The 18,252-nt window shown below is 34.8% G+C and carries 18 protein-coding genes; 3 read left to right on the top strand and 15 right to left on the bottom strand.

All coding sequences use genetic code 11. The features are described 5' to 3' along the window. Nucleotides 1-18 precede the first annotated feature (18 nt). The 11 genes from LDP15_RS10960 to yfmF all read right to left on the bottom strand — a co-directional run bounded on the left by LDP15_RS10960 (nucleotide 19) and on the right by yfmF (nucleotide 11,928). The gene (locus tag LDP15_RS10960) at nucleotides 19-948 is read right to left on the bottom strand and encodes a YitT family protein (RefSeq protein ID WP_029344429.1); all 930 of its coding nucleotides are present in this window, start codon (nucleotides 946-948) and stop codon (nucleotides 19-21) included. After that, nucleotides 929-2,701 (bottom strand): aspartate--tRNA ligase, encoded by a 1,773-nt coding sequence (gene aspS, locus LDP15_RS10955; protein ID WP_015427083.1) that lies wholly within the window; start codon nucleotides 2,699-2,701, stop codon nucleotides 929-931. The genes LDP15_RS10960 and aspS overlap by 20 nt, the downstream gene beginning before the upstream one ends. A 60-nt stretch (nucleotides 2,702-2,761) precedes the next feature. Next, nucleotides 2,762-3,130, bottom strand: a complete 369-nt coding sequence (locus LDP15_RS10950) for an HIT family protein (protein ID WP_012898482.1) — start codon at nucleotides 3,128-3,130, stop codon at nucleotides 2,762-2,764. A 24-nt stretch (nucleotides 3,131-3,154) separates the two neighbouring features. Further along, on the bottom strand, nucleotides 3,155-4,447 hold the full coding sequence (gene hisS / locus LDP15_RS10945) for a histidine--tRNA ligase (RefSeq protein WP_012898483.1): 1,293 nt from the start codon (nucleotides 4,445-4,447) through the stop codon (nucleotides 3,155-3,157). Between the two features lie 312 nt (nucleotides 4,448-4,759). Further along, nucleotides 4,760-5,920, bottom strand: a complete 1,161-nt coding sequence (locus LDP15_RS10940) for an Rgg/GadR/MutR family transcriptional regulator (RefSeq protein ID WP_015427084.1) — start codon at nucleotides 5,918-5,920, stop codon at nucleotides 4,760-4,762. 243 nt (nucleotides 5,921-6,163) lie between these two features. Continuing rightward, nucleotides 6,164-6,487, bottom strand: coding sequence for a hypothetical protein (locus LDP15_RS10935; protein ID WP_015427085.1), 324 nt, complete (start codon nucleotides 6,485-6,487; stop codon nucleotides 6,164-6,166). Nucleotides 6,488-6,490: 3 nt separating this feature from the next. Beyond that, the gene (locus LDP15_RS10930) at nucleotides 6,491-7,351 is read right to left on the bottom strand and encodes a hypothetical protein (protein WP_015427086.1); all 861 of its coding nucleotides are present in this window, start codon (nucleotides 7,349-7,351) and stop codon (nucleotides 6,491-6,493) included. 243 nt (nucleotides 7,352-7,594) lie between these two features. Beyond that, nucleotides 7,595-8,167, bottom strand: coding sequence for a CDP-diacylglycerol--glycerol-3-phosphate 3-phosphatidyltransferase (gene pgsA / locus LDP15_RS10925; protein WP_015427087.1), 573 nt, complete (start codon nucleotides 8,165-8,167; stop codon nucleotides 7,595-7,597). 40 nt (nucleotides 8,168-8,207) lie between these two features. Further along, a complete protein-coding gene (locus LDP15_RS10920; RefSeq protein ID WP_015427088.1) occupies nucleotides 8,208-9,104 on the bottom strand; it encodes a RodZ family helix-turn-helix domain-containing protein in 897 nt (298 codons plus the stop codon). 264 nt (nucleotides 9,105-9,368) lie between these two features. Beyond that, entirely contained in the window at nucleotides 9,369-10,652 is a 1,284-nt protein-coding gene (yfmH, locus tag LDP15_RS10915) for an EF-P 5-aminopentanol modification-associated protein YfmH (RefSeq protein ID WP_029344435.1), read from the bottom strand. Next, nucleotides 10,642-11,928: an EF-P 5-aminopentanol modification-associated protein YfmF gene (yfmF, locus tag LDP15_RS10910; protein WP_225513525.1), complete on the bottom strand. Its 1,287-nt coding sequence runs from the start codon at nucleotides 11,926-11,928 to the stop codon at nucleotides 10,642-10,644. The genes yfmH and yfmF overlap by 11 nt, the downstream gene beginning before the upstream one ends. A gap of 197 nt (nucleotides 11,929-12,125) precedes the next feature. Between yfmF and yaaA the strand changes: the two genes are divergently transcribed. Together yaaA and recF are read left to right on the top strand one after the other, a co-directional pair. After that, entirely contained in the window at nucleotides 12,126-12,488 is a 363-nt protein-coding gene (yaaA, locus tag LDP15_RS10905) for a S4 domain-containing protein YaaA (protein ID WP_004254746.1), read from the top strand. Further along, on the top strand, nucleotides 12,488-13,564 hold the full coding sequence (recF, locus tag LDP15_RS10900; RefSeq protein ID WP_015427091.1) for a DNA replication/repair protein RecF: 1,077 nt from the start codon (nucleotides 12,488-12,490) through the stop codon (nucleotides 13,562-13,564). Before yaaA ends, recF begins: the two co-directional genes overlap by 1 nt. Before the next feature lie 86 nt (nucleotides 13,565-13,650). Here the strand turns inward: recF and LDP15_RS10895 are convergent, their stop codons facing one another. Further along, nucleotides 13,651-14,019: a carboxymuconolactone decarboxylase family protein gene (locus tag LDP15_RS10895; protein ID WP_015427092.1), complete on the bottom strand. Its 369-nt coding sequence runs from the start codon at nucleotides 14,017-14,019 to the stop codon at nucleotides 13,651-13,653. A 77-nt stretch (nucleotides 14,020-14,096) separates the two neighbouring features. On the opposite strand from LDP15_RS10895, the gene LDP15_RS10890 reads away from it, so the two are divergent. Next, nucleotides 14,097-14,474, top strand: coding sequence for a MerR family transcriptional regulator (locus LDP15_RS10890; RefSeq protein ID WP_015427093.1), 378 nt, complete (start codon nucleotides 14,097-14,099; stop codon nucleotides 14,472-14,474). 11 nt (nucleotides 14,475-14,485) lie between these two features. On the opposite strand, the gene LDP15_RS10885 is transcribed toward LDP15_RS10890, so the two are convergent. The 3 genes from LDP15_RS10885 to LDP15_RS10875 all read right to left on the bottom strand — a co-directional run bounded on the left by LDP15_RS10885 (nucleotide 14,486) and on the right by LDP15_RS10875 (nucleotide 18,143). Then, the gene (locus tag LDP15_RS10885; protein ID WP_042230622.1) at nucleotides 14,486-15,442 is read right to left on the bottom strand and encodes an alpha/beta hydrolase; all 957 of its coding nucleotides are present in this window, start codon (nucleotides 15,440-15,442) and stop codon (nucleotides 14,486-14,488) included. A gap of 120 nt (nucleotides 15,443-15,562) precedes the next feature. Continuing rightward, complete coding sequence (gene galE, locus LDP15_RS10880) at nucleotides 15,563-16,543, bottom strand: UDP-glucose 4-epimerase GalE (protein WP_042230624.1); 981 nt, start codon at nucleotides 16,541-16,543, stop codon at nucleotides 15,563-15,565. A gap of 118 nt (nucleotides 16,544-16,661) precedes the next feature. Beyond that, a complete protein-coding gene (locus tag LDP15_RS10875; RefSeq protein ID WP_136122561.1) occupies nucleotides 16,662-18,143 on the bottom strand; it encodes a UDP-glucose--hexose-1-phosphate uridylyltransferase in 1,482 nt (493 codons plus the stop codon). Nucleotides 18,144-18,252 lie beyond the last annotated feature (109 nt).

Here is an 18,252-nt window from a genome sequence, read left to right as displayed (position 1 = left end):
AATGTAAAACCTAAGCAGTTAGTCTTCTACTTCTGCAAATTTTCCAAGCACTCGAACATTCTCCGATATTGATACAAAAGCATGTTCGTCATATTTTTGAATAATATCCTTGAATTCCTGATATTCATACATTGTAATGACAGTCATGAGGACGGTCTGACTGGTATGTGTATAGCCACCTTCCGCGTCATGTAAAATGGTTACTCCATGTTTAAAACGATTCACTAATTTCTTTGTCAGTAATTCTGGATTTTTAGTTACAATCATTACTTGAAGACGTTTTTGTCTTGTAAAGATTGCATCTTGTACACGAGAATTAACGAAAATAGCAATTAAACTATAGAGCATGTATTCCCAGCCAAAAAGAACTCCGGCTGTAAAAATAATCACACCATTGACCAGAAATGCCAAAGTTCCAACACTTCTTCCTGTTTTCTTACGCATATAGAGGCTGACGATGTCAGTCCCTCCAGAAGAAATCCCAGATTTCATTGCATTCCCAACACCAAATCCCATAATTGCCCCACCAAAGACAGCATTAATAACTGGCTCATGAGTTAAGGGCGTCACTGGAATAAAATGGATGAAAACTGAACTCATAACAACTGTAATCACTGTATAAACGGTGAACTGTTTGCCTATTCCTCGCCAAGCAAGAATGAAAAGTGGCGCATTTACTAATATCAAAGAAGCAGAAATAGGTAAGATATTATGACCACTTATTCTTGCTACTAATTCAGTAACAACCTGAGCTGCCCCCGTCGCACCAGAAGCATACACATGTCCTGGCTGATAGAAAAAGTTCAATGCGAATGATGAGAAGACAGCATAAACAACTGCTGCCGAAAATTTATTTGCCATTTTTTCAGCGCCAATAGATTTTAAAACTTGATAAAGTCCAATTCTATCTAGAAGGCCGCCGAGAATTTTATTGATCTTTGTTTGCAAGTTTAATACTCAATTCTTCCAGTTGTTTTTCAGCAACTATGGATGGAGCCTGTGTCATTGGGTCAGAGGCTTTGTTATTTTTAGGGAAAGCAATTACTTCACGGATATTGTCTTTTCCAGCAAGCAACATTACGAAACGGTCAAGACCTAGCGCCAAACCGCCATGTGGTGGGAAACCATAATCAAGTGCTTCAAGCAAGAAACCAAATTGTTCGTTTGCATCTTCTAATTTAAAGCCAAGAGCGCTCAACATTTCTTCTTGAAGTTGGCGGGTATTAATTCTTAATGACCCTCCACCAAGTTCATAACCATTTAAAACAATATCATAAGCATGGGCACGAACTTTTTTCAAATCAGAATCTTTGCTATGTCCGTCAGCAGATAAAAAGGCTTGTGTTTCTTTCGTTGGTAAAGTAAACGGATGATGAGCAGACATATAACGTTCTTCTTCATCTGACCACTCAAACATAGGCCAATCAATGACCCAAAGGAAATTGAACTGACGGAAATCAATCAATCCTTGTTGTTTCCCAATCGTTAAACGAAGCGCACCAAGAGCTGAATTTGCTACATCAAGACTGTCAGCAACGAAGAGTACCAAGTCATTGTCAGTCAATTTCAATTCATTAACAAAGCTGTCAGTAGATTCTGCTAAGAATTTAGAAACGCCACCAGCAAATTCACCTTTTTCAAATTTAACCCAAGCAAGGCCTTTGGCCCCATTTTGTTTGGCTTGTTCTGTCAATTTATCAATTGCCTTACGAGAATATTTGTCAGCAGCATCTTTGACAACAATCGCTTTAACAACTTCTGCTTCTTGGAAAACTTTGAAATCAATTGTTTTAGCAAGTGCTGACAAATCTGTCAGTAACAATTCAAAACGAGTATCAGGTTTGTCAGAACCATAAAAGTTCATGGCATCATCATATTTCATACGTGGGAAAGGTAAAGTGACATCAATTCCTTTCACATCTTTCATGACTTTAGCAATTAACTCTTCTGTCAAATCTTGAATTTCTTCTTCTGACAAAAATGATGTTTCTAAATCGACTTGTGTGAATTCTGGCTGACGGTCACCACGTAAATCTTCATCACGGAAACATTTAACAATTTGATAATAACGATCAAGTCCAGCAGTCATTAAAAGCTGTTTCATTAATTGTGGTGATTGTGGAAGAGCATAAAATTCACCTTTATTAACACGAGATGGAACAAGATAATCACGCGCTCCTTCTGGTGTTGATTTATTTAAAAATGGTGTTTCAACATCAATGAATCCTGCTCCATCCAAATATTCACGAATTGAACGAGTCGTCGCATGACGCATTGTGATATTTTTAAGCATTTCTGGACGACGTAAATCAAGGTAACGATATTTCAAACGAGTATCATCAAGAACTTCAACATCATCTTTAATTTCAAAAGGTGTTGTTTTAGAAGTAGACAAAATTTCAATGGCAGTCGCTTCAATTTCAATACCACCAGTTTTAATTTTGTCATTCTTGCTTGCGCGCTCAACAACTTTACCTGTCACCTCAAGAACAAATTCATTGCGTGCTTTATCAGCTGCTTCTGCCACATCAGCCGCTGCTGTTTCAGGATTGACAACGATTTGGACAATCCCTTCTCGGTCACGTAAATCAATGAAAATTAATCCACCAAGATTACGGCGTTTGGCTACCCAGCCTTTAACCGTAACCGTTTGATTTAAGTATTCTTCTGTAATATTTCCCGCGTAATTTGTACGTTTCATATAAATGTAAATTTTACTCTTCTAGTACACAAAGTAAAATTTTACTCCTCTTTCTTTTTATTATCTATAGTTTTGTTTTTCAGGTATGACACCACGAACACCACCGGTTGGATTCTTTACATCTCCCTGATGCCGCGGTATTAGATGAACATGACAATGAAAAACAGTTTGTCCAGCTGCTTTACCAACATTAATGCCAATATTGTAGGCCTCGGCATGAAATTTCTCAGTTAAATTATCTTTTGATAAGTCTAAAAGTTCTTCAATTGCTTTTCTCTCAGCTTTGGTCATCTCAAAATATGAAGACACATGTCTTTTAGGCGTAATCAACATATGACCTTCACTGACTGGATAGGCATCATAAAATGCCTGTGCCAATTCATTTTCAAAGATTGTATCTTTCATCTGACAAAATGGACAATCCGTCATCAATTCACCCCTGCTTTAAGTCACTTAAAGTTCTTCATCCGCATAAATCTCTTCAAAAATCGGTGCAAATGATTCATGAACAGCTTTAAGTGTTGTTTCTACTTGTTTACGTGTTTGATTATGTTTCACTTTGATTTGACCTGTGCGAATCTCATCTTCTCCAAGTGTAATAATCAACTCAGCACCCAATTTTTCAGCCGTTTTAAATTGCGCTCCTAGTTTTCGATTTGAGAAATCACGTTCGACTTTAAAGGCCTGTTCACGTAGGCTTTCAGCTAATTTTGTTGCTTCAAGATTTGCTTTTTCGCCCATTACAGCAATATAAACATCCAAAGTTTCTTCAGGAATGAAATTAATTTCTTGTTTTTGAGCAATCATCAAAAGTCTTTCAATTCCTAAACCAAAACCAAAGGCAGGAGTTGCTGGTCCGTCGAAATATTCAACTAGCCCATCATAACGTCCACCACCACATACAGTCAAATCTTTGCCATCAAAATCAACAATAAATTCAAAAATTGTATCATTATAATAATCTAAACCACGAACCATATTTGGGTCAATAGTGTACTCAATATGTAAGGATTCAAGCAAGGCTTTCACTTCTTCAAAATAAGCCTTTGAAGCTTCATTGAGATAGTCTAAAATAGCTGGAGCGTTTTTAACAATTGCGATGTCTTCTGCTTCTTTACTATCCAAAACGCGTAAAGGATTTTCATTGAGACGACGACGGCTATCTTCTGAAAGTTGATTTTCAAAAGGAGTCAAATAATCAATCAATGCTTGACGGTAAGCCATGCGACTTTCCATATCTCCAAGTGTATTTAGAGCTAGTTTAAGACCAGTAATTCCTAACTGGCGGAAAAGTGTGTCAGCCATTGCAATAATTTCTACATCAACTGCTGGATTTTTCACTCCTAAACACTCTACACCAAATTGATGAAATTGACGTAAACGTCCTGATTGTGGACGTTCATAACGAAACATTGGTGCGTCATACCATAGCTTCACTGGTTTTACTACTTCAGGGGCATAGAGTTTATTCTCAATATAAGCCCGAACAGCTGAGGCAGTTCCTTCTGGACGAAGCGCAATATGACGTCCTCCTTTATCCTCAAAATCATACATTTCTTTGGTAACAATATCACTTGTTTCACCTGTTGCACGACTAAAAAGTTCATAGCTTTCAAACATTGGTGTCCGAATTTCTTTGAAATTATAATCATTGAAAACACCACGAGCAATTTCTTCGATGTACTGCCATTTTGCAGTTTCAGCAGGCAGTAAATCTGCTGTTCCTTTTGGTTTTTGAAGTTTCATTTTTTTCCTTTCGGTTAACTGGGAGTAGAAATCTTTATGATTATTCATTGGGTTTGAACATTCATTTCAAAGATACCGTTTACATAAGAAAGCACCCTAAAGCTTCTCGCTCTAGGGTGCATCATTGCACGGTACCACCTAAATTTGCTCCTAGAAAATCAGAGCCTCAGATTGATTATAACGTTATCACCGATAAACACTGTCACAAACCCTATGAGCTTTCACCAACACTCACTCTCTTTTCTATTATTGTAACGCAAAAAGTGAGCCAAAGCAAGCAACTTTTGTAGGATTTAGAAAATATTTTAACTTCTATGATTCTTCTAAATTAAGAACATGGCGATTATAATATTTTTGAGCAAAATCACGACTAATAGGAACTTCTAAAAAGTCAAATAAGGCAATCACTCTAAGCATTTCTTTTTGACCTTCTATTTTTCCATTCCTATAATCTAAATAAGCCCAAGCAAAGCGATAAAGTCCTTGGACATGTGTATCAAGTCCTTCTGCATAGTGATGAACCATTGATAATAAGTTACTTGCTTTTTGGGTTTCCCCTCTACTTATGAGTGTCATAGCACATCGCCCGGCAGTCTGTACAATACGACGTCGATAAATTAATTTACCTTTATATTCTTTCTCGTGTAAATTAATATCTGATATTATTGCATAAACTAAAGAGTAAGGGAGTTGCCAAGCATTTAAAGCCAAAATTCCTAAACTATATTCAAGCCAAAGCTCGATTCCAAATAAAAAATCACCAATTTCTGTTACTTCTTCATCATTTAATATTTGATGACAAGCTTTAGCAGTTAATTCTAAGACACGGTAATCGGTGTATTGTCTGGTCAATCTTTCTTGCGAATGCAATTCAAGCCACTCATTGTTATAGTTCAAAGTTTCAAAATTTTCTTCAAGGATCTTAACTTTTATTTCTTGATTATTCGCATATTTGTGTGCTTCATTTTGAATCATTTCTGCTTCCGCAAATTCTTCTCTTAAGTGTATCCTATCCAACCAGTTGATATAATGAACAAAATAATCATCCTTACTTCCATTGATAATATAAGAAAAATCCTGTTCCGGAATATGCATGAGCCCAAGCATTGCATCAATCACATCATAAGGTAGCAAAATTTTTCCACTTTCAAATAGGCTCAAACGAACAGGATTTACACCAACTGGAATAAAAAAATCATCACGATAGCCTTGCTGGTAGCGAATGATATGAAACTTTTCCCCATAAACTTCATCAACTCGACTTTCTCCAGATAAATACATAAAGTCACTCAAAGTATAACCCATAAATTTTAAAAGTTCAGCTAATCTCTCAAATGAAATATTTGAAGTCCCGTTTTCAAACCTAACAATTCCATTTTTAGAAATAATTGATTCTAAATCTTTATATTTAAAACCTGCCAGTTGACGCAACTCTTTGAAACAAGTACCATAATTTTGTGACTTTTGTTTCATCTAATTATCCCTCTTTTAATAATATAGTTTTATTATATAACTATTTGTTTGCGCTTTCAAGTCCTGAATCAGTTTTTTAAGATATAAAAAGACCCTGAAGAGGGTCTTCTACTTTCGATTCAATGTCAGTCCGACTTTTTTATCTTGGATACCAATTTAACGATTAGAAAAAAGATTCCTGCTACAAAAATGATTGAGGCTAGAAATACTATAGTCACTAAAAACATAATCGGTTCCTCCTTATCATAAAAGATAGCCTAATCCTATTGATGTAATAACACCGAAAACCATAAGGCTTAAAAAGCAAAGCGTAGCAAATAGAAGGTAGACTAGATTTAAATCATTATTTTTTTCTTTGATATAAAAGTAAAGATAGAAGATAAAGGAAAAAGCGGGAATTCCTAACAATAGTAAGACAGGCACCAGCCAATCGACTGGACTTACTTTACTTAGCATCTTACCGATAAGCTCAAAAGACTTATTCATAAAACTAATCTGGCTAAAGAAGGGAGCAGAGAGCCAAAGCCAAATGGTCAGTAAAATAGGAATTGTTTTTTTGATTGTCATAGTTTAGTATCTTCCTACCTGATAAGGAGCGTATGCTTGGGTAAATAAAGCGGGTAACCCTGTCGGTACGACAACTCCACTTCCTATCCCATACATAACCGGTAAATCACCAGTGCCATAATAATAAGCTTGCCAAACTAATTTTGAACAATAGTTAGGATTTACTCCTTTAATATCAGTGGTAATTCTATAATCAATATGAATGTTTTTAGTTATACTTCCAGTGGTAGAATAATAATGAGTATCTGCATATTGAGCAACTTGTCTTGCTAAACCAGTATTTCTTATTCTGTAAACAGATGTCCATTCTTTAATATGTTCAGTAATCCATTGTCTTTTAGGGAGTTGACGATTATTATCTGCTATTCCCCAAAACCAATTAGCCCCACCTGGCATTTCTAAAACATAACCGTCCGCATTTAAGATAGCTGCATGTCCAATTACTCCCGTAGGAAAGTCTCCACCAACGATTAAAATATCACCGGCTTGGGTATCACGACAGAATTTGTCAATATTATCTTGTGCCGTTCTCAGTCTAATATTTGACTCAGCGGGGGTTTTAAGTTGTAAGACTGGTTCTTTTGTGTCAGTCATAACACCATAATTATTGAGCTTTAGCCATGATTCATAAGTGATTGATGAATCATAATTTTTGTATTCTTCATAAGAGGGACGCATGGTAGAAATTTCGTCTTTTTCCCAATTTGCTTTTGGATAAAGATTAGGATCAATAATGTTTTCTTTGACAGCTTTATCATAAAGACTTCCAACATCCGTGAATTCATCAGCATTAACGATTAGTCCTGTAAACAGAACTAATCCCAGTAGTAGTGCGATGAGGCTTCCAATTTTAAATTTTTTCATTTGCTTTTCTCCTTTTTACACTCAGGGCGCAAGACTTTTTTTGTAATAATATTTTCTGTTCATTTGTGCAAAAATCTCCTTTCTATTGTGAACTACAAGTGGTTCAAATTAGCACTATATCCTTTCTAAAATCATTATAACAGCTGATTTTTCGACTTCTTTTATTCGTGCCATATCTGGCACTCCAAATAAAAAAATCCAAGTAGAAATACTTGAATTTTTTTATTTTTTATTTGGAAATGATTAATCAGCATTTCTAAAAACTTGCATATTTTTAGCAAAATAGTCATAGCCACTATAAATGGTAAAGAAGACACAAACATAAAAGAGGACTGTTCCTATATACAAGGGATTTCCAATGAAAAGGAAAATAACGCTCAACATTTGTGTGGCAGTTTTGATTTTACCAGGCATTGCAGCCGCCATAACAACTCCACCTTGTTCAACGAGTAAGAGGCGCAATCCTGTAACCGCAAGCTCACGGCAAATGATAATTGTAACAGCCCACATTGGAACAACATGAAGTCCAACAAGAACAACGAAGGCAACCATATTGAGCATTTTATCGGCCAATGGGTCAGCAAATTTACCAAAATTGCTGACAACATGCCATTTACGGGCGAGATATCCATCAAGCCAGTCAGTAAATGAGGCTACGGCAAATACAATTGCTGCGATAACCCACATCACTGAACTATGGTCTTGTGAAACAAAACCATTAAAATGTGCACCTTCTGGTAAATAAAATAAAATCACAAAGATTGGAATCATAAAAATCCTTGCCATTGTCAATTGATTGGGTAATTTCTCTTTCATAGTTCTCCTTTTACAGCTTAAAATAAGCCTCAACTTTTATTTATTGAGCAGCTGAATTGCTTGTCGTTCGATTAATTTGTAAAGTAATTTTATTTGGTCCAGTTGTGGTTAGTGATGATAAATCAAGAGCTTTTCCATTAACCGTAATGGTAAGCCCTTGAACACTTCCAAGTGTAATTACTGAATTTTCTGCGCCTGTTGTCACTAAAGCAGACAGACTATTTGCTCCATCAGATAATGTTTGACCAGTTGCTGGAACATTGGAATTCGTCATGCCAACCCAAATTGTTCGTCCTGCTGCAACTGAAAAATCAACTTTTATAGGGTCAGAAATATTAGAAATTGTGGCAATCAATGCCGAACTTGAGCCTGAGATAGCAATTGTTGGTTCAGGTGTACTACTACTTGCTTGTGTACTACTTTCTGATGGTTTTGTAGAGCTTGTAGAAGACTTAGAAGTACTAACTTCACTCTTTGAATAAGAATAATCATTGGTTATTAAATCTGGTGTTTCTGGTTTATTCATAATTACCGCTGCAAAAACACCTACTACAATTAATAATGCCGCTGCTGATAAAGAAATAATTGGTACATAATGACGCCATGTTTTTGGCACTTCTTCCTCAGGTTCTACTCGCTCACTCGGTTTCACAAAATGATAATTTTCTAGGATATCCTCTTTATCCTCAACTGTGATTCCTTTGCCTTCATCATAGGCTTGAATAATTCTATCTGCATTCAACCCCAATTTTTCTGCATATTGTTTGAGGTAAGCTTTAATGTAAAAATCACCCGGTAGGGCTTTATAGTCATCTGTCTCCAGTGCTACGATATATAATTTTTGTACTTGAGTTAATTGTTCTGCTTCAGAAAGATCAAGTCCAAGCGATGTCCGCTTTTCTTTTAAGACTTGTCCGATTGTTTTGATTGTCAACATATCCTCCCTTCATTTTTGTACTGCACATCGATTGTTAATTATCACTGTTCTTTGTTTATTTTGGAGATTTTTACTATCTCGCCTTAGAAATTGCGCTGACAAAGTTTCACTGAAACTTTGAGCGACTTTTATTTTACTGACAGAAAGATTTTAATAGGCTTGAATTTCTGTCAAAGGATAGCCGTTGGGACTTTAGTCCCTTACGGATATGCTTAAATTTCTGTCAGTAGATTTTTAGCTTTCCTGTCTTACTGACAGAGGGATTTATTTAGGTAAAATTGTAAATTCTACTTTTTTCATCTCAGAAATAAATTGGTCAGCAAATTTTTCAATTTCTGACAGACTTAATTCTTTCAAAATTTCAGGGAAATCAAAGAAAGTTAAGTCACCATAAATTTCTGATGAAAATTGATTCGCAATATATTCAAGCGAATTTAATGAACTAAAATAATCTCCCAACATTTCTCTTTTGAGTAAGTCGAGATGTTCCTCACTAAAATCTCTATCTATTTTATAACTTTTTATGGCTTCTTGCAAAGTTTGACCTAAAATTTGCGGATTTTCTGTGTCAGCAGTCAACACTGCAAAATGAAATCTCTTGTCCAAATCAAAGGAGAAACCAAAGGAATCGTCGATTAGGCCTGAATTATAAAGCTCTTCATAGCGCTGACTGGTTCTACCAAAAAGCAAATCGAGAAAAAGTTGATTGGCTAATTTATATTTAAATAGGGTCTTTGAGTCACTTGAAAGTTGGTCTTCACCGCGCAGACCCAAAGCAAATTTTGGCATGGCGACTTCAAGTTCCAAACTCTCTCCCGAAATTGGTTCGCTCGCTTTAATTTCTTTTCTTTGAATTTCTGCTAAATCAGCAAAGTCTTTTTTAGCTTGATTACTTCTTACAAAGTCTGACATCATCTCAATATCAAAAGGACCTGTTAGGAACAAATTCATATTTTTAGGATGATAAAAAACTTCATAATTTTTATACAAATCATCTGCCGTAATGGCATTAATTGTTGCCGGTGTCCCAGCAATATCAGCTGCTAAAGGAGAATCAGGGTACATTTTTTCCAAAAGTCCTGCAAAAAGACGCCAATCGCTGTCATCTTGATACATTTGGATTTCTTGTTGAATAATTCCTTGTTCTTTTTCAACATTTTCTTTTGTAAAATAAGGTTTTTGGACAAAATCAAGTAAAAGTTCTGTACATTCATAAGAATTTTCGCGAGTAGAAAAAAGGTATGAAGTCCTTGAAAAACTTGTAAAAGCATTAGTTTGAGCTCCCAAAGCTCCAAACTTATACATGACATCACCCTCTTCTTTTTCAAAAAGTTTATGCTCTAAGAAATGGGCGATTCCTTCTGGAAAAGTCTGAAATTCACTTTCTCCCAATGGGACAAAACTTGTATCAAGTGAACCAAAATTTGTAGTGAACAAGCCGTAAGTTCGATTGTAATCTGCTTTTGGAAGATAATAAACTGTCAAGCCATTAGGCAAAATATCTGTAAATAATCTCTCACCTATTTTTTCATAAAACTTACTTTTCAAGGCTGACCTCCATTTTTTCCTGATTCACAGTAAATCCTTTCATAAAGTATTCTGCCTGCAGATTTAATGATTTTGCAACGCTAATCAAATCGGCTTTTGAAACAGATTCGAGGGCATTTAAAAATTCAGACATCGGTAAAAATTTATCTGGAATAAGTGCTTTTACATACTCTAGCTCAATCGTGTTTGACGGCGAATCCTGCCCCACAAAATAAGCATTTCGTAACATTGTTTTGGTTTGCTCAACTTCTAATTCTGTAAAATCTCCTGATTTTATGGCTTCTAATTGTTCAAAGATTAAACTTTTGGCTTCTTCATAATTTTCAACGTCAATTCCAGCTGCAATTTTTAGAAAACCTGTGAAAGAATCAAAAGTTGAAGAAATTGAATAGGCTAAACTTGCTTTTTCCCGAACATTGGTAAAGAGTTTTGAATGAGCAAAACCTCCCAAAAGTCCATTCATCACTTGCAAAGCAAGGTAGTTTTTGTCTCCATAAGCAATTGGCATTTGATAAGCGAATTGCAAAATAGATTGAGCAACCTCTTTTTCATCTGTCACTACTGAGCTTTCTGTCAGTGATTGTTGATAAAAAATTTCTTTACTGACAGCTCTGTCAGTAAAATTGAAGTCTGAGAATCGTTCAATCATTCGTTTTTCATCTACATCACCTAAGACAAAGATATCAATGGCATTGTCTGTCAGCATTTTTTGATAATATTCAAAAACGGCTTTTGGATTTTCTTTGGCAATCAATTCGCTCGTTCCAACACTTGGTAGTGCTTGATTTTCATCTTCAAAGAATAAATTAGACAACTGACGACTGGCATAATAAGAACGGTCATCATTCATTGAGGCCAAATAATGCAATAAATTTCTTTGCTCTCTTTTGAAAATTTCGGGATTGAATTGACCATTAGCAGCATCGGGTTGAAAAATTGCAATTTTCAAGAAATCGACTGCTGCTCCCAAAGTATCAAAATCAACAAGTTTAGGATTTACGATACTCATATTAAGAGAAAGTAAATGTTGTTTCCCTTTTTTAGCCACTCCTGTCGTAAACGAAGCGCCATACATTTCAGATAATTTGCGACTAAAATCTTTTCCGGTTTGATAAACCGCATTAGTGCTTTCGAGCATATTAGAAATAAGGACACGTTTTCCAAGGGTGTCAGCTGACATTTCTTCACGAAAACGAACCATTAGTCTTACTGTTTTAAATTTGCTTTCTTTAATGAGATGAAGCATCACTCCATCTGCCATTTTAATTTCTGTCAATTGACTATCACTTTCCTATTTTATCAAGCTTTTTCTAGTTATTAAGGCAACCTTTATTATACCAAAAACTGAAGCAATTTTGTGAGATTTCCTAACGAAAATGACGAATAATTTTTATCTTAAAGTTTCCTTATTTTATTCAATAAATTTCTAAATTTCCAATGAACTAAATTTCAGATTTATGTTAAAATAAGACTATGAAAAAATACATTTTATTTGAAGAATATATCACACTCGGACAAGTTTTGAAAGAACTTGGATTAATTTCAACAGGAGGTCAAGCAAAAATTTTCCTTGCTGAAAACGAAGGAAATATTTTCTATAATGGCGAAGCTGAAAATCGTCGTGGCAAAAAACTCCGTGACGGAGATTTATTAGAATTTCCAACTTTTGATTTAAAAGTTACTTTTGAGCAAGCTGACGCTGATGCGATTAAAGAACATGAAGCAGAAAAAGTTGAAGAAGCGCGTGTTAAAGCTATTGTGAAAAAAATGAACGCGGAAAACAAGACGACAAAACCAGCTAAAAAAGCTCCGCCACGTTTTCCTGGTAGAAAATAATGAAACTCAAAGCAATTGAACTCAAAAATTTTCGTAATTATGAGGAATTAAAACTTGATTTTCATCCTAATCTCAATATTTTTTTAGGACAAAATGCTCAAGGGAAAACAAATATTCTTGAGGCGATTCATTTTTTAGCACTCACTCGTAGTCACAGAACAAGTCACGATAAAGAGCTCATTTCTTGGTCGCAACAAGAAATGAAGGTCTCAGGAGTCGTTGAAAAAGCTCATGCAACTGTTCCACTTGAAGTTCAATTAAGTCCCAAAGGGAGAATTGCTAAAGCCAATCATCTCAAAGAAAATCGCTTAGCCGACTACATTGGTCAACTAAAAATCTTGATGTTTGCACCTGAAAATTTGGAATTGGTCAAAGGTTCTCCTGCTACCCGCAGAAAATTTATGGATATTGAACTAGGACAAATTCATGCGGTTTACCTTTATGATTCCATGCGATATAATCGTGCGTTAAAAGAACGGAATGCTTATTTAAAATTTGATAAAGACAAAATTGATAAAAATTTTTTAAGTGTTCTTGACGGACAATTAGCTGAACATGGTAATAAAATCATGCTTGAGCGGCAAAATTTTATTGATAATCTTGAAGTTCATGCAAAAAAAATCCATGAGCAACTTACTCATGGTAAAGAAAATTTAAAAATCATTTATAATCAAAATGTGAAAACTGACTTTTCAAAAGAATTATTGAGCAGACAAGACCATGATATTTTTAGGCATCAAACATCGGTTGGCCCTCACCGTGACGATTTACAATTTTTTATCAATGAGATCAATGTTGCTGATTTTGGTAGTCAAGGACAACAACGAACCGTTGCTCTCTCAATTAAATTAGCAGAGATTGATTTAATTTTTGAAGAGACTGGTGAGTATCCGATTTTACTTTTAGATGATGTCATGAGTGAATTAGACAATCATCGTCAACTTGATTTGATTGAAACAAGTTTGGGTAAAACACAAACTTTTATAACTACAACCACTCTTGATCATCTTAAAAATTTACCTGAAAATCTGAGTATTTTCCATGTTAATGCTGGAACCATTGAACAAGAGCAATAAAAAGTTACTGATGAAACTACTAGCATATCTGTAGACTGCTAAAGCAGTAACAGCTATCCTATGACAGAAATTCATCAGTAACTTTTTTACTTTCTGTCAGTAAAAATTTCCTTAGCAACAAAGATAGCATTTAAAATTCTTGGAAAACCGACATAAGGAACACAGTGAATAAAAGTTTCAATAATTTCTTCTTGCGTTAGTCCAACATTTAACGAAGCTTGAATATGCACTCGCAATTGATTTTCACAGCCTCCTTGAGTCAACAAACTGGTGATAGTAATCATTTCACGCTGTTTAAAATTGAGAACTCCTCGCTCATAAATCGTTCCAAAAGCAAATTCTAGCATCATATCATTCAAGTCTGGTGCAAGATCTTTGAGTGAATCAAAAACAACTTCAGCAGCTGCTCCATCAATTTTCGCTAAATTTTTTAAACCAATTTCTTTTTTGTCCATTTTATTTACCAGCTTTCTATGATAAAATCATTATAAACCCTCAAGTTAACTTGAGGGCAAGCGAAAAAGAGAAAAAAATGACTAAAACTTATAAAATTTCAGAAATAGCTTTACTGACAGAACTTCCAATCGCTACTCTTCGTTATTATGAAGAACTTGATTTATTAAAACCTGCTCGAAACTCTAGTAATTATCGAGAGTTTACAGAAGCTGACCTTGAATGGATTTACTTTATCAAAAGAGCTAAAGCAACAGGAATGCCTCTTGCAAAAATCCAAGATTATTCTCGCTTAAGAGAACAAGGCGATTCAACAATTATTCAACGTATTTCACTTTTAGTTGAACAAGAGCGAATTTTACGCCAACAAATTACTGATTTAGAAGGTCACTTAGATTTTATTTTACAAAAAAAACATCATTACTATGAAACTCTTCAAAAAAACTCGGAATCTTAATTCCGAGTTTTTTATGGTGTTCCGTATAGAAAATTTTTAACATATTTTACTACAGTTGGATTTTTTGGAGCTTGTGAATGGCTCGTTTTAGTTGGATATAAAGTTGAAGTTATTTCATTTCCGTTGTTCTTGAAAAGATGATAAATTGAAAAACTATCTGCCCAAGGAATAGCGCTATCTGTCTGCTTTGCACTATTAAAATCTCCTTCCAATAGCAACATTTGAACTTTCGGAGATATTCTTTCATAGTTTTCTTCGATGTATTGATACATTTGTGTTTTAATTAATGGTCCGTTTTGTATGACATTAGTCAAACTCTCTCCGTATTGGAGATTAGTTCCTTTATTGTATTCCCCATCCAAAGATACATATTTATTAACAGGAGGGAAATTTGGATTATTGGCTGTATCAATCATATAGTACACAGCACCGGTCCCTCCTGAAGAATAACCGACGAGATTAATCCAAGGAATCTGATAATTCTGCATCAAATAAGATACTACTTTTTGTAATCCTGCAGAATATATCGAACCAGAGTCAGTTCCTTTTACTGTCCCAAATTCAATCATCGGATACTGGTTATCTTGTGAAATTTGTCCTTCAATTTTTAATATATTATTTTTATTAGTATCTGCAGTAATTGACAAAGATTTATGAGCGGGTACATTTTCAATCGGAAGTAGCCGTTGAACTAACCAATCCACTGGTGTAACACTGCCACTTGAACCTGCAATATAAATCGTAGGATAAATTATTTGCTTATTCGAATTCGAAGTTAAGGAAGTACTCTCCTTAACTTCCGCTGTCGTTGACAAACTCGTTCCATTATCACTTTTAGCATGTGAATGCTGAGCTTTCGACCAAGAGAGGACGAAAATTGTTCCAGAAAGAACGATAACTAAAGCAATAAAAGTCAGAGAAAGCCTTTTAAATTTATTTTTATTTCTTCTTAACTGTCTTTTTTTCATCCACTTCATTATATCAAATTTTTTTATTAATAATTATCACAATTATCATTACATTTTCATGACGATTACATATAAAAAAGCTCAAAAAATTGAGCTTTTTTTCGAACTTTAGATAATTTATCAGTAACCTTTTGGATGACTTTGGTGCCATTTCCAAGCGTTCGTAATAATGTGCTCTAAATCATTTTGTGCTTTCCAACCCAAAATTTCACCAGCTTTTGTTGAATCAGCAACTAGTTCATCTGGGTCTCCTGCACGGCGTTCACCCATTTGGCTTGGAATTTCTTTACCTGTTACTTTTCGTGCTGTTTCAAGTACTTCAAGATTTGAATAACCTTTACTTGAACCGAGATTAAATTGGTCAGACTGACCGCCCGCTTTAAGATACTCTAGTGCTTTGATGTGTGCTTCAATCAAATCTTCCATATCAATATAATCACGAATACAAGTTCCATCAGGCGTGTGATAGTCATCACCATAAATAGTAATGAATTTCCTTTGGCCAAGTGCTGTTTGCAAAATAATTGGAATCAAATGTGTTTCATTTTTATGAGCTTCACCAATTGAACCATCATCCTTAGCCCCAGCAACATTGAAATAACGCAAAGCGACATAAGTCATATCAGTTGCTTGCGATTGCCATTTCATCATTTTTTCCATGATTAATTTGCTTTCACCATAAGGATTAATTGGTTTTTGAGGTGTTTTTTCTGAAATTGGACTTTTTTCTGGAATTCCAAATGTAGCTGCTGTACTTGAGAAAACAATATGTTTTACTCCGAATTCTTCCATCGTTTCTAGAATTACTTGAGCACCACCAACATTATTATTAAAATACATTAAAGGTTTTTGCATTGACTCACCCACTAAAGAGTAAGCACAAAAATGCATGATTCCTTCAATATTTTCTTTTTCAAAAACACTAGCTAAGAAAGCATGATCACGCACATCACCCTCGTAAAAGCGTACATTTGCTGGAACAGATTCACGGTGGCCTGTCACTAAATTATCCACCACTGCCACATCGTAACCACGTTTAAGAAGCATATCTACCGCGTGACTTCCCACGTATCCTGCTCCACCAAGAACTAAAACCGTCATAAGAACCTCCATTTTCTATACATTATATCAAATTATTGAGAATTTGTATCACTTTTTGGAAACACTAACAATTATGATAGCTAATATCACTCAATAAATTTTAAACTTAGTTTTAGGATTAAGCATTTATAAAATTAATAAATCTATGGAAACCAGCTTGTCCCTCTTGATTATCTTTGAATACTCCGGCATCTTTCAACACCTGTTCAAATACTTCTCCAACTGCTCCCTGAACTGTTTCATGCACTGTTTCTTTTGAAAAATATTCTGTCTTTTTCAATTCTTCAGCCCATGGTCTGTGAATTTCTGACATCTCATTTTCTTGATTCAAGAGATATTTTTCAACTTCCAAAAGTTCTGTCTTTAACCTGGCTGGTAAAATTGCAAGTCCCATCACTTCAATCAAACCAATATTTTCTTTTTTGATATGGTGTAGGGCTGGATGTGGATGAAAAATTCCATCTGGATAAATTTCACTTGTATTATTATCTCGTAAAACTAAATCTAATTCATATTTCCCCTCTCGAATTCGAGCAATCGGAGTAATTGTATGATGAAGCTTTCCGTCAGCACTTTTAGCTTTGATTTGAAGACTTTCATCACTATAAACTTGCCATTTTTTTAAAAGTTCATCTGCAGCTTTTGAAAGTTCTACTTGGTTTTTACTTGATAATCTTAGAACAGACATTGGCCAATTCACAATTCCACAAGAAACATCTGGAAAATGTTGAAGTTTAATTTCTTCTCGAAGTTCTGCTTTTGCCATCGGAAATTCATAACGGCCAGCTTGATAATGGTCATGGGTCAAAATTGACCCTCCAACAATTGGTAAATCTGCATTAGAACCAATCATATAATCAGGAAATTGATCTAGAAATCCCAATAAATTATCAAAAGCACGTTTATTAATTTCCATTGGTTGATGTTTAGCATTTAGTAAAATCGAGTGTTCATTAAAATAGGCATAAGGAGAATATTGGAAGCCCCAGTCTTCGCCGTTAATTGAAACTTGAATGATTCGATGATTAGAACGAGCAGGTTTATTTCCTATGCCATAAAATCCTTCGTTTTCCAAACAAAGTTGACAGGCTGGATAAGAGGAAACCTTTACTAATTTAGCTGCCGCAATGGCTTTGGGGTCTTTTTCTGGTTTTGAGAGATTAATCGTTATTTCAAGTTTTCCATATTTTGTCAAATGACTAAAGGCAATATTACGTGCAATATCTCGAGTTTTTACTTGGTTCACTTGCTGTGCCAGTTCATAAAAATATTGAGTTGCTGCATCTGGAGATGTTTTATATTTTTCCCAGAAATCATGATTGATTTTACTTGGGCGTGGTGTAATAAAATTCATCAGAGCAGCTTCATAAAATTCATCTTGTCCTTTTTCAATCACATTATTTTCATTTGCAATCGCTAAAAGTTGATCCATTAAAATCAAGGAATCTTTCTCGTGAGCTTCTTTATCGACTTCTGCCCAATCATTTAGACCAAGAAAATGAAGAAGTTGATTTCTGTGATAGAGCTCATCAAGTGGCTCAATCGTTCCATTTTGTAAAGCAAGACTAATAAAATCTTGAATTGATTGATAAATTGACATAAAATACTTTCTAATTTACTTCTGTAAGTAAAGTTCTTGCTTTGTCTTGATTAGTGAGTTTTGGAAATGAATACAAAATTCAAGCACTTAGTTTTGAGTGCTTGAATTT

The sequence above is a fragment of the Lactococcus sp. SK2-659 genome, from assembly GCF_020218185.2.
In the GTDB taxonomy this organism is placed as follows: Bacteria; Bacillota; Bacilli; order Lactobacillales; family Streptococcaceae; genus Lactococcus; species Lactococcus lactis.
Note: the sequence above shows the minus strand (reverse complement) of the source record. Positions and strands in the feature narration are given on the sequence as shown.

Coding starts and splice junctions, on each gene's coding strand:
- LDP15_RS10890 (WP_015427093.1), top strand. CDS start 14,097: ATGACTAAAACTTATAAAATTTCAGAAATAGCTTTACTGACAGAACTT.
- LDP15_RS10895 (WP_015427092.1), bottom strand. CDS start 14,019: ATGGACAAAAAAGAAATTGGTTTAAAAAATTTAGCGAAAATTGATGGA.
- hisS (WP_012898483.1), bottom strand. CDS start 4,447: ATGAAACTTCAAAAACCAAAAGGAACAGCAGATTTACTGCCTGCTGAA.
- LDP15_RS10930 (WP_015427086.1), bottom strand. CDS start 7,351: ATGAAAAAATTTAAAATTGGAAGCCTCATCGCACTACTACTGGGATTA.
- yaaA (WP_004254746.1), top strand. CDS start 12,126: ATGAAAAAATACATTTTATTTGAAGAATATATCACACTCGGACAAGTT.
- LDP15_RS10920 (WP_015427088.1), bottom strand. CDS start 9,104: ATGTTGACAATCAAAACAATCGGACAAGTCTTAAAAGAAAAGCGGACA.
- LDP15_RS10935 (WP_015427085.1), bottom strand. CDS start 6,487: ATGACAATCAAAAAAACAATTCCTATTTTACTGACCATTTGGCTTTGG.
- LDP15_RS10885 (WP_042230622.1), bottom strand. CDS start 15,442: ATGAAAAAAAGACAGTTAAGAAGAAATAAAAATAAATTTAAAAGGCTT.
- galE (WP_042230624.1), bottom strand. CDS start 16,543: ATGACGGTTTTAGTTCTTGGTGGAGCAGGATACGTGGGAAGTCACGCG.
- pgsA (WP_015427087.1), bottom strand. CDS start 8,167: ATGAAAGAGAAATTACCCAATCAATTGACAATGGCAAGGATTTTTATG.
- recF (WP_015427091.1), top strand. CDS start 12,488: ATGAAACTCAAAGCAATTGAACTCAAAAATTTTCGTAATTATGAGGAA.
- LDP15_RS10950 (WP_012898482.1), bottom strand. CDS start 3,130: ATGACGGATTGTCCATTTTGTCAGATGAAAGATACAATCTTTGAAAAT.
- LDP15_RS10940 (WP_015427084.1), bottom strand. CDS start 5,920: ATGAAACAAAAGTCACAAAATTATGGTACTTGTTTCAAAGAGTTGCGT.
- LDP15_RS10875 (WP_136122561.1), bottom strand. CDS start 18,143: ATGTCAATTTATCAATCAATTCAAGATTTTATTAGTCTTGCTTTACAA.
- aspS (WP_015427083.1), bottom strand. CDS start 2,701: ATGAAACGTACAAATTACGCGGGAAATATTACAGAAGAATACTTAAAT.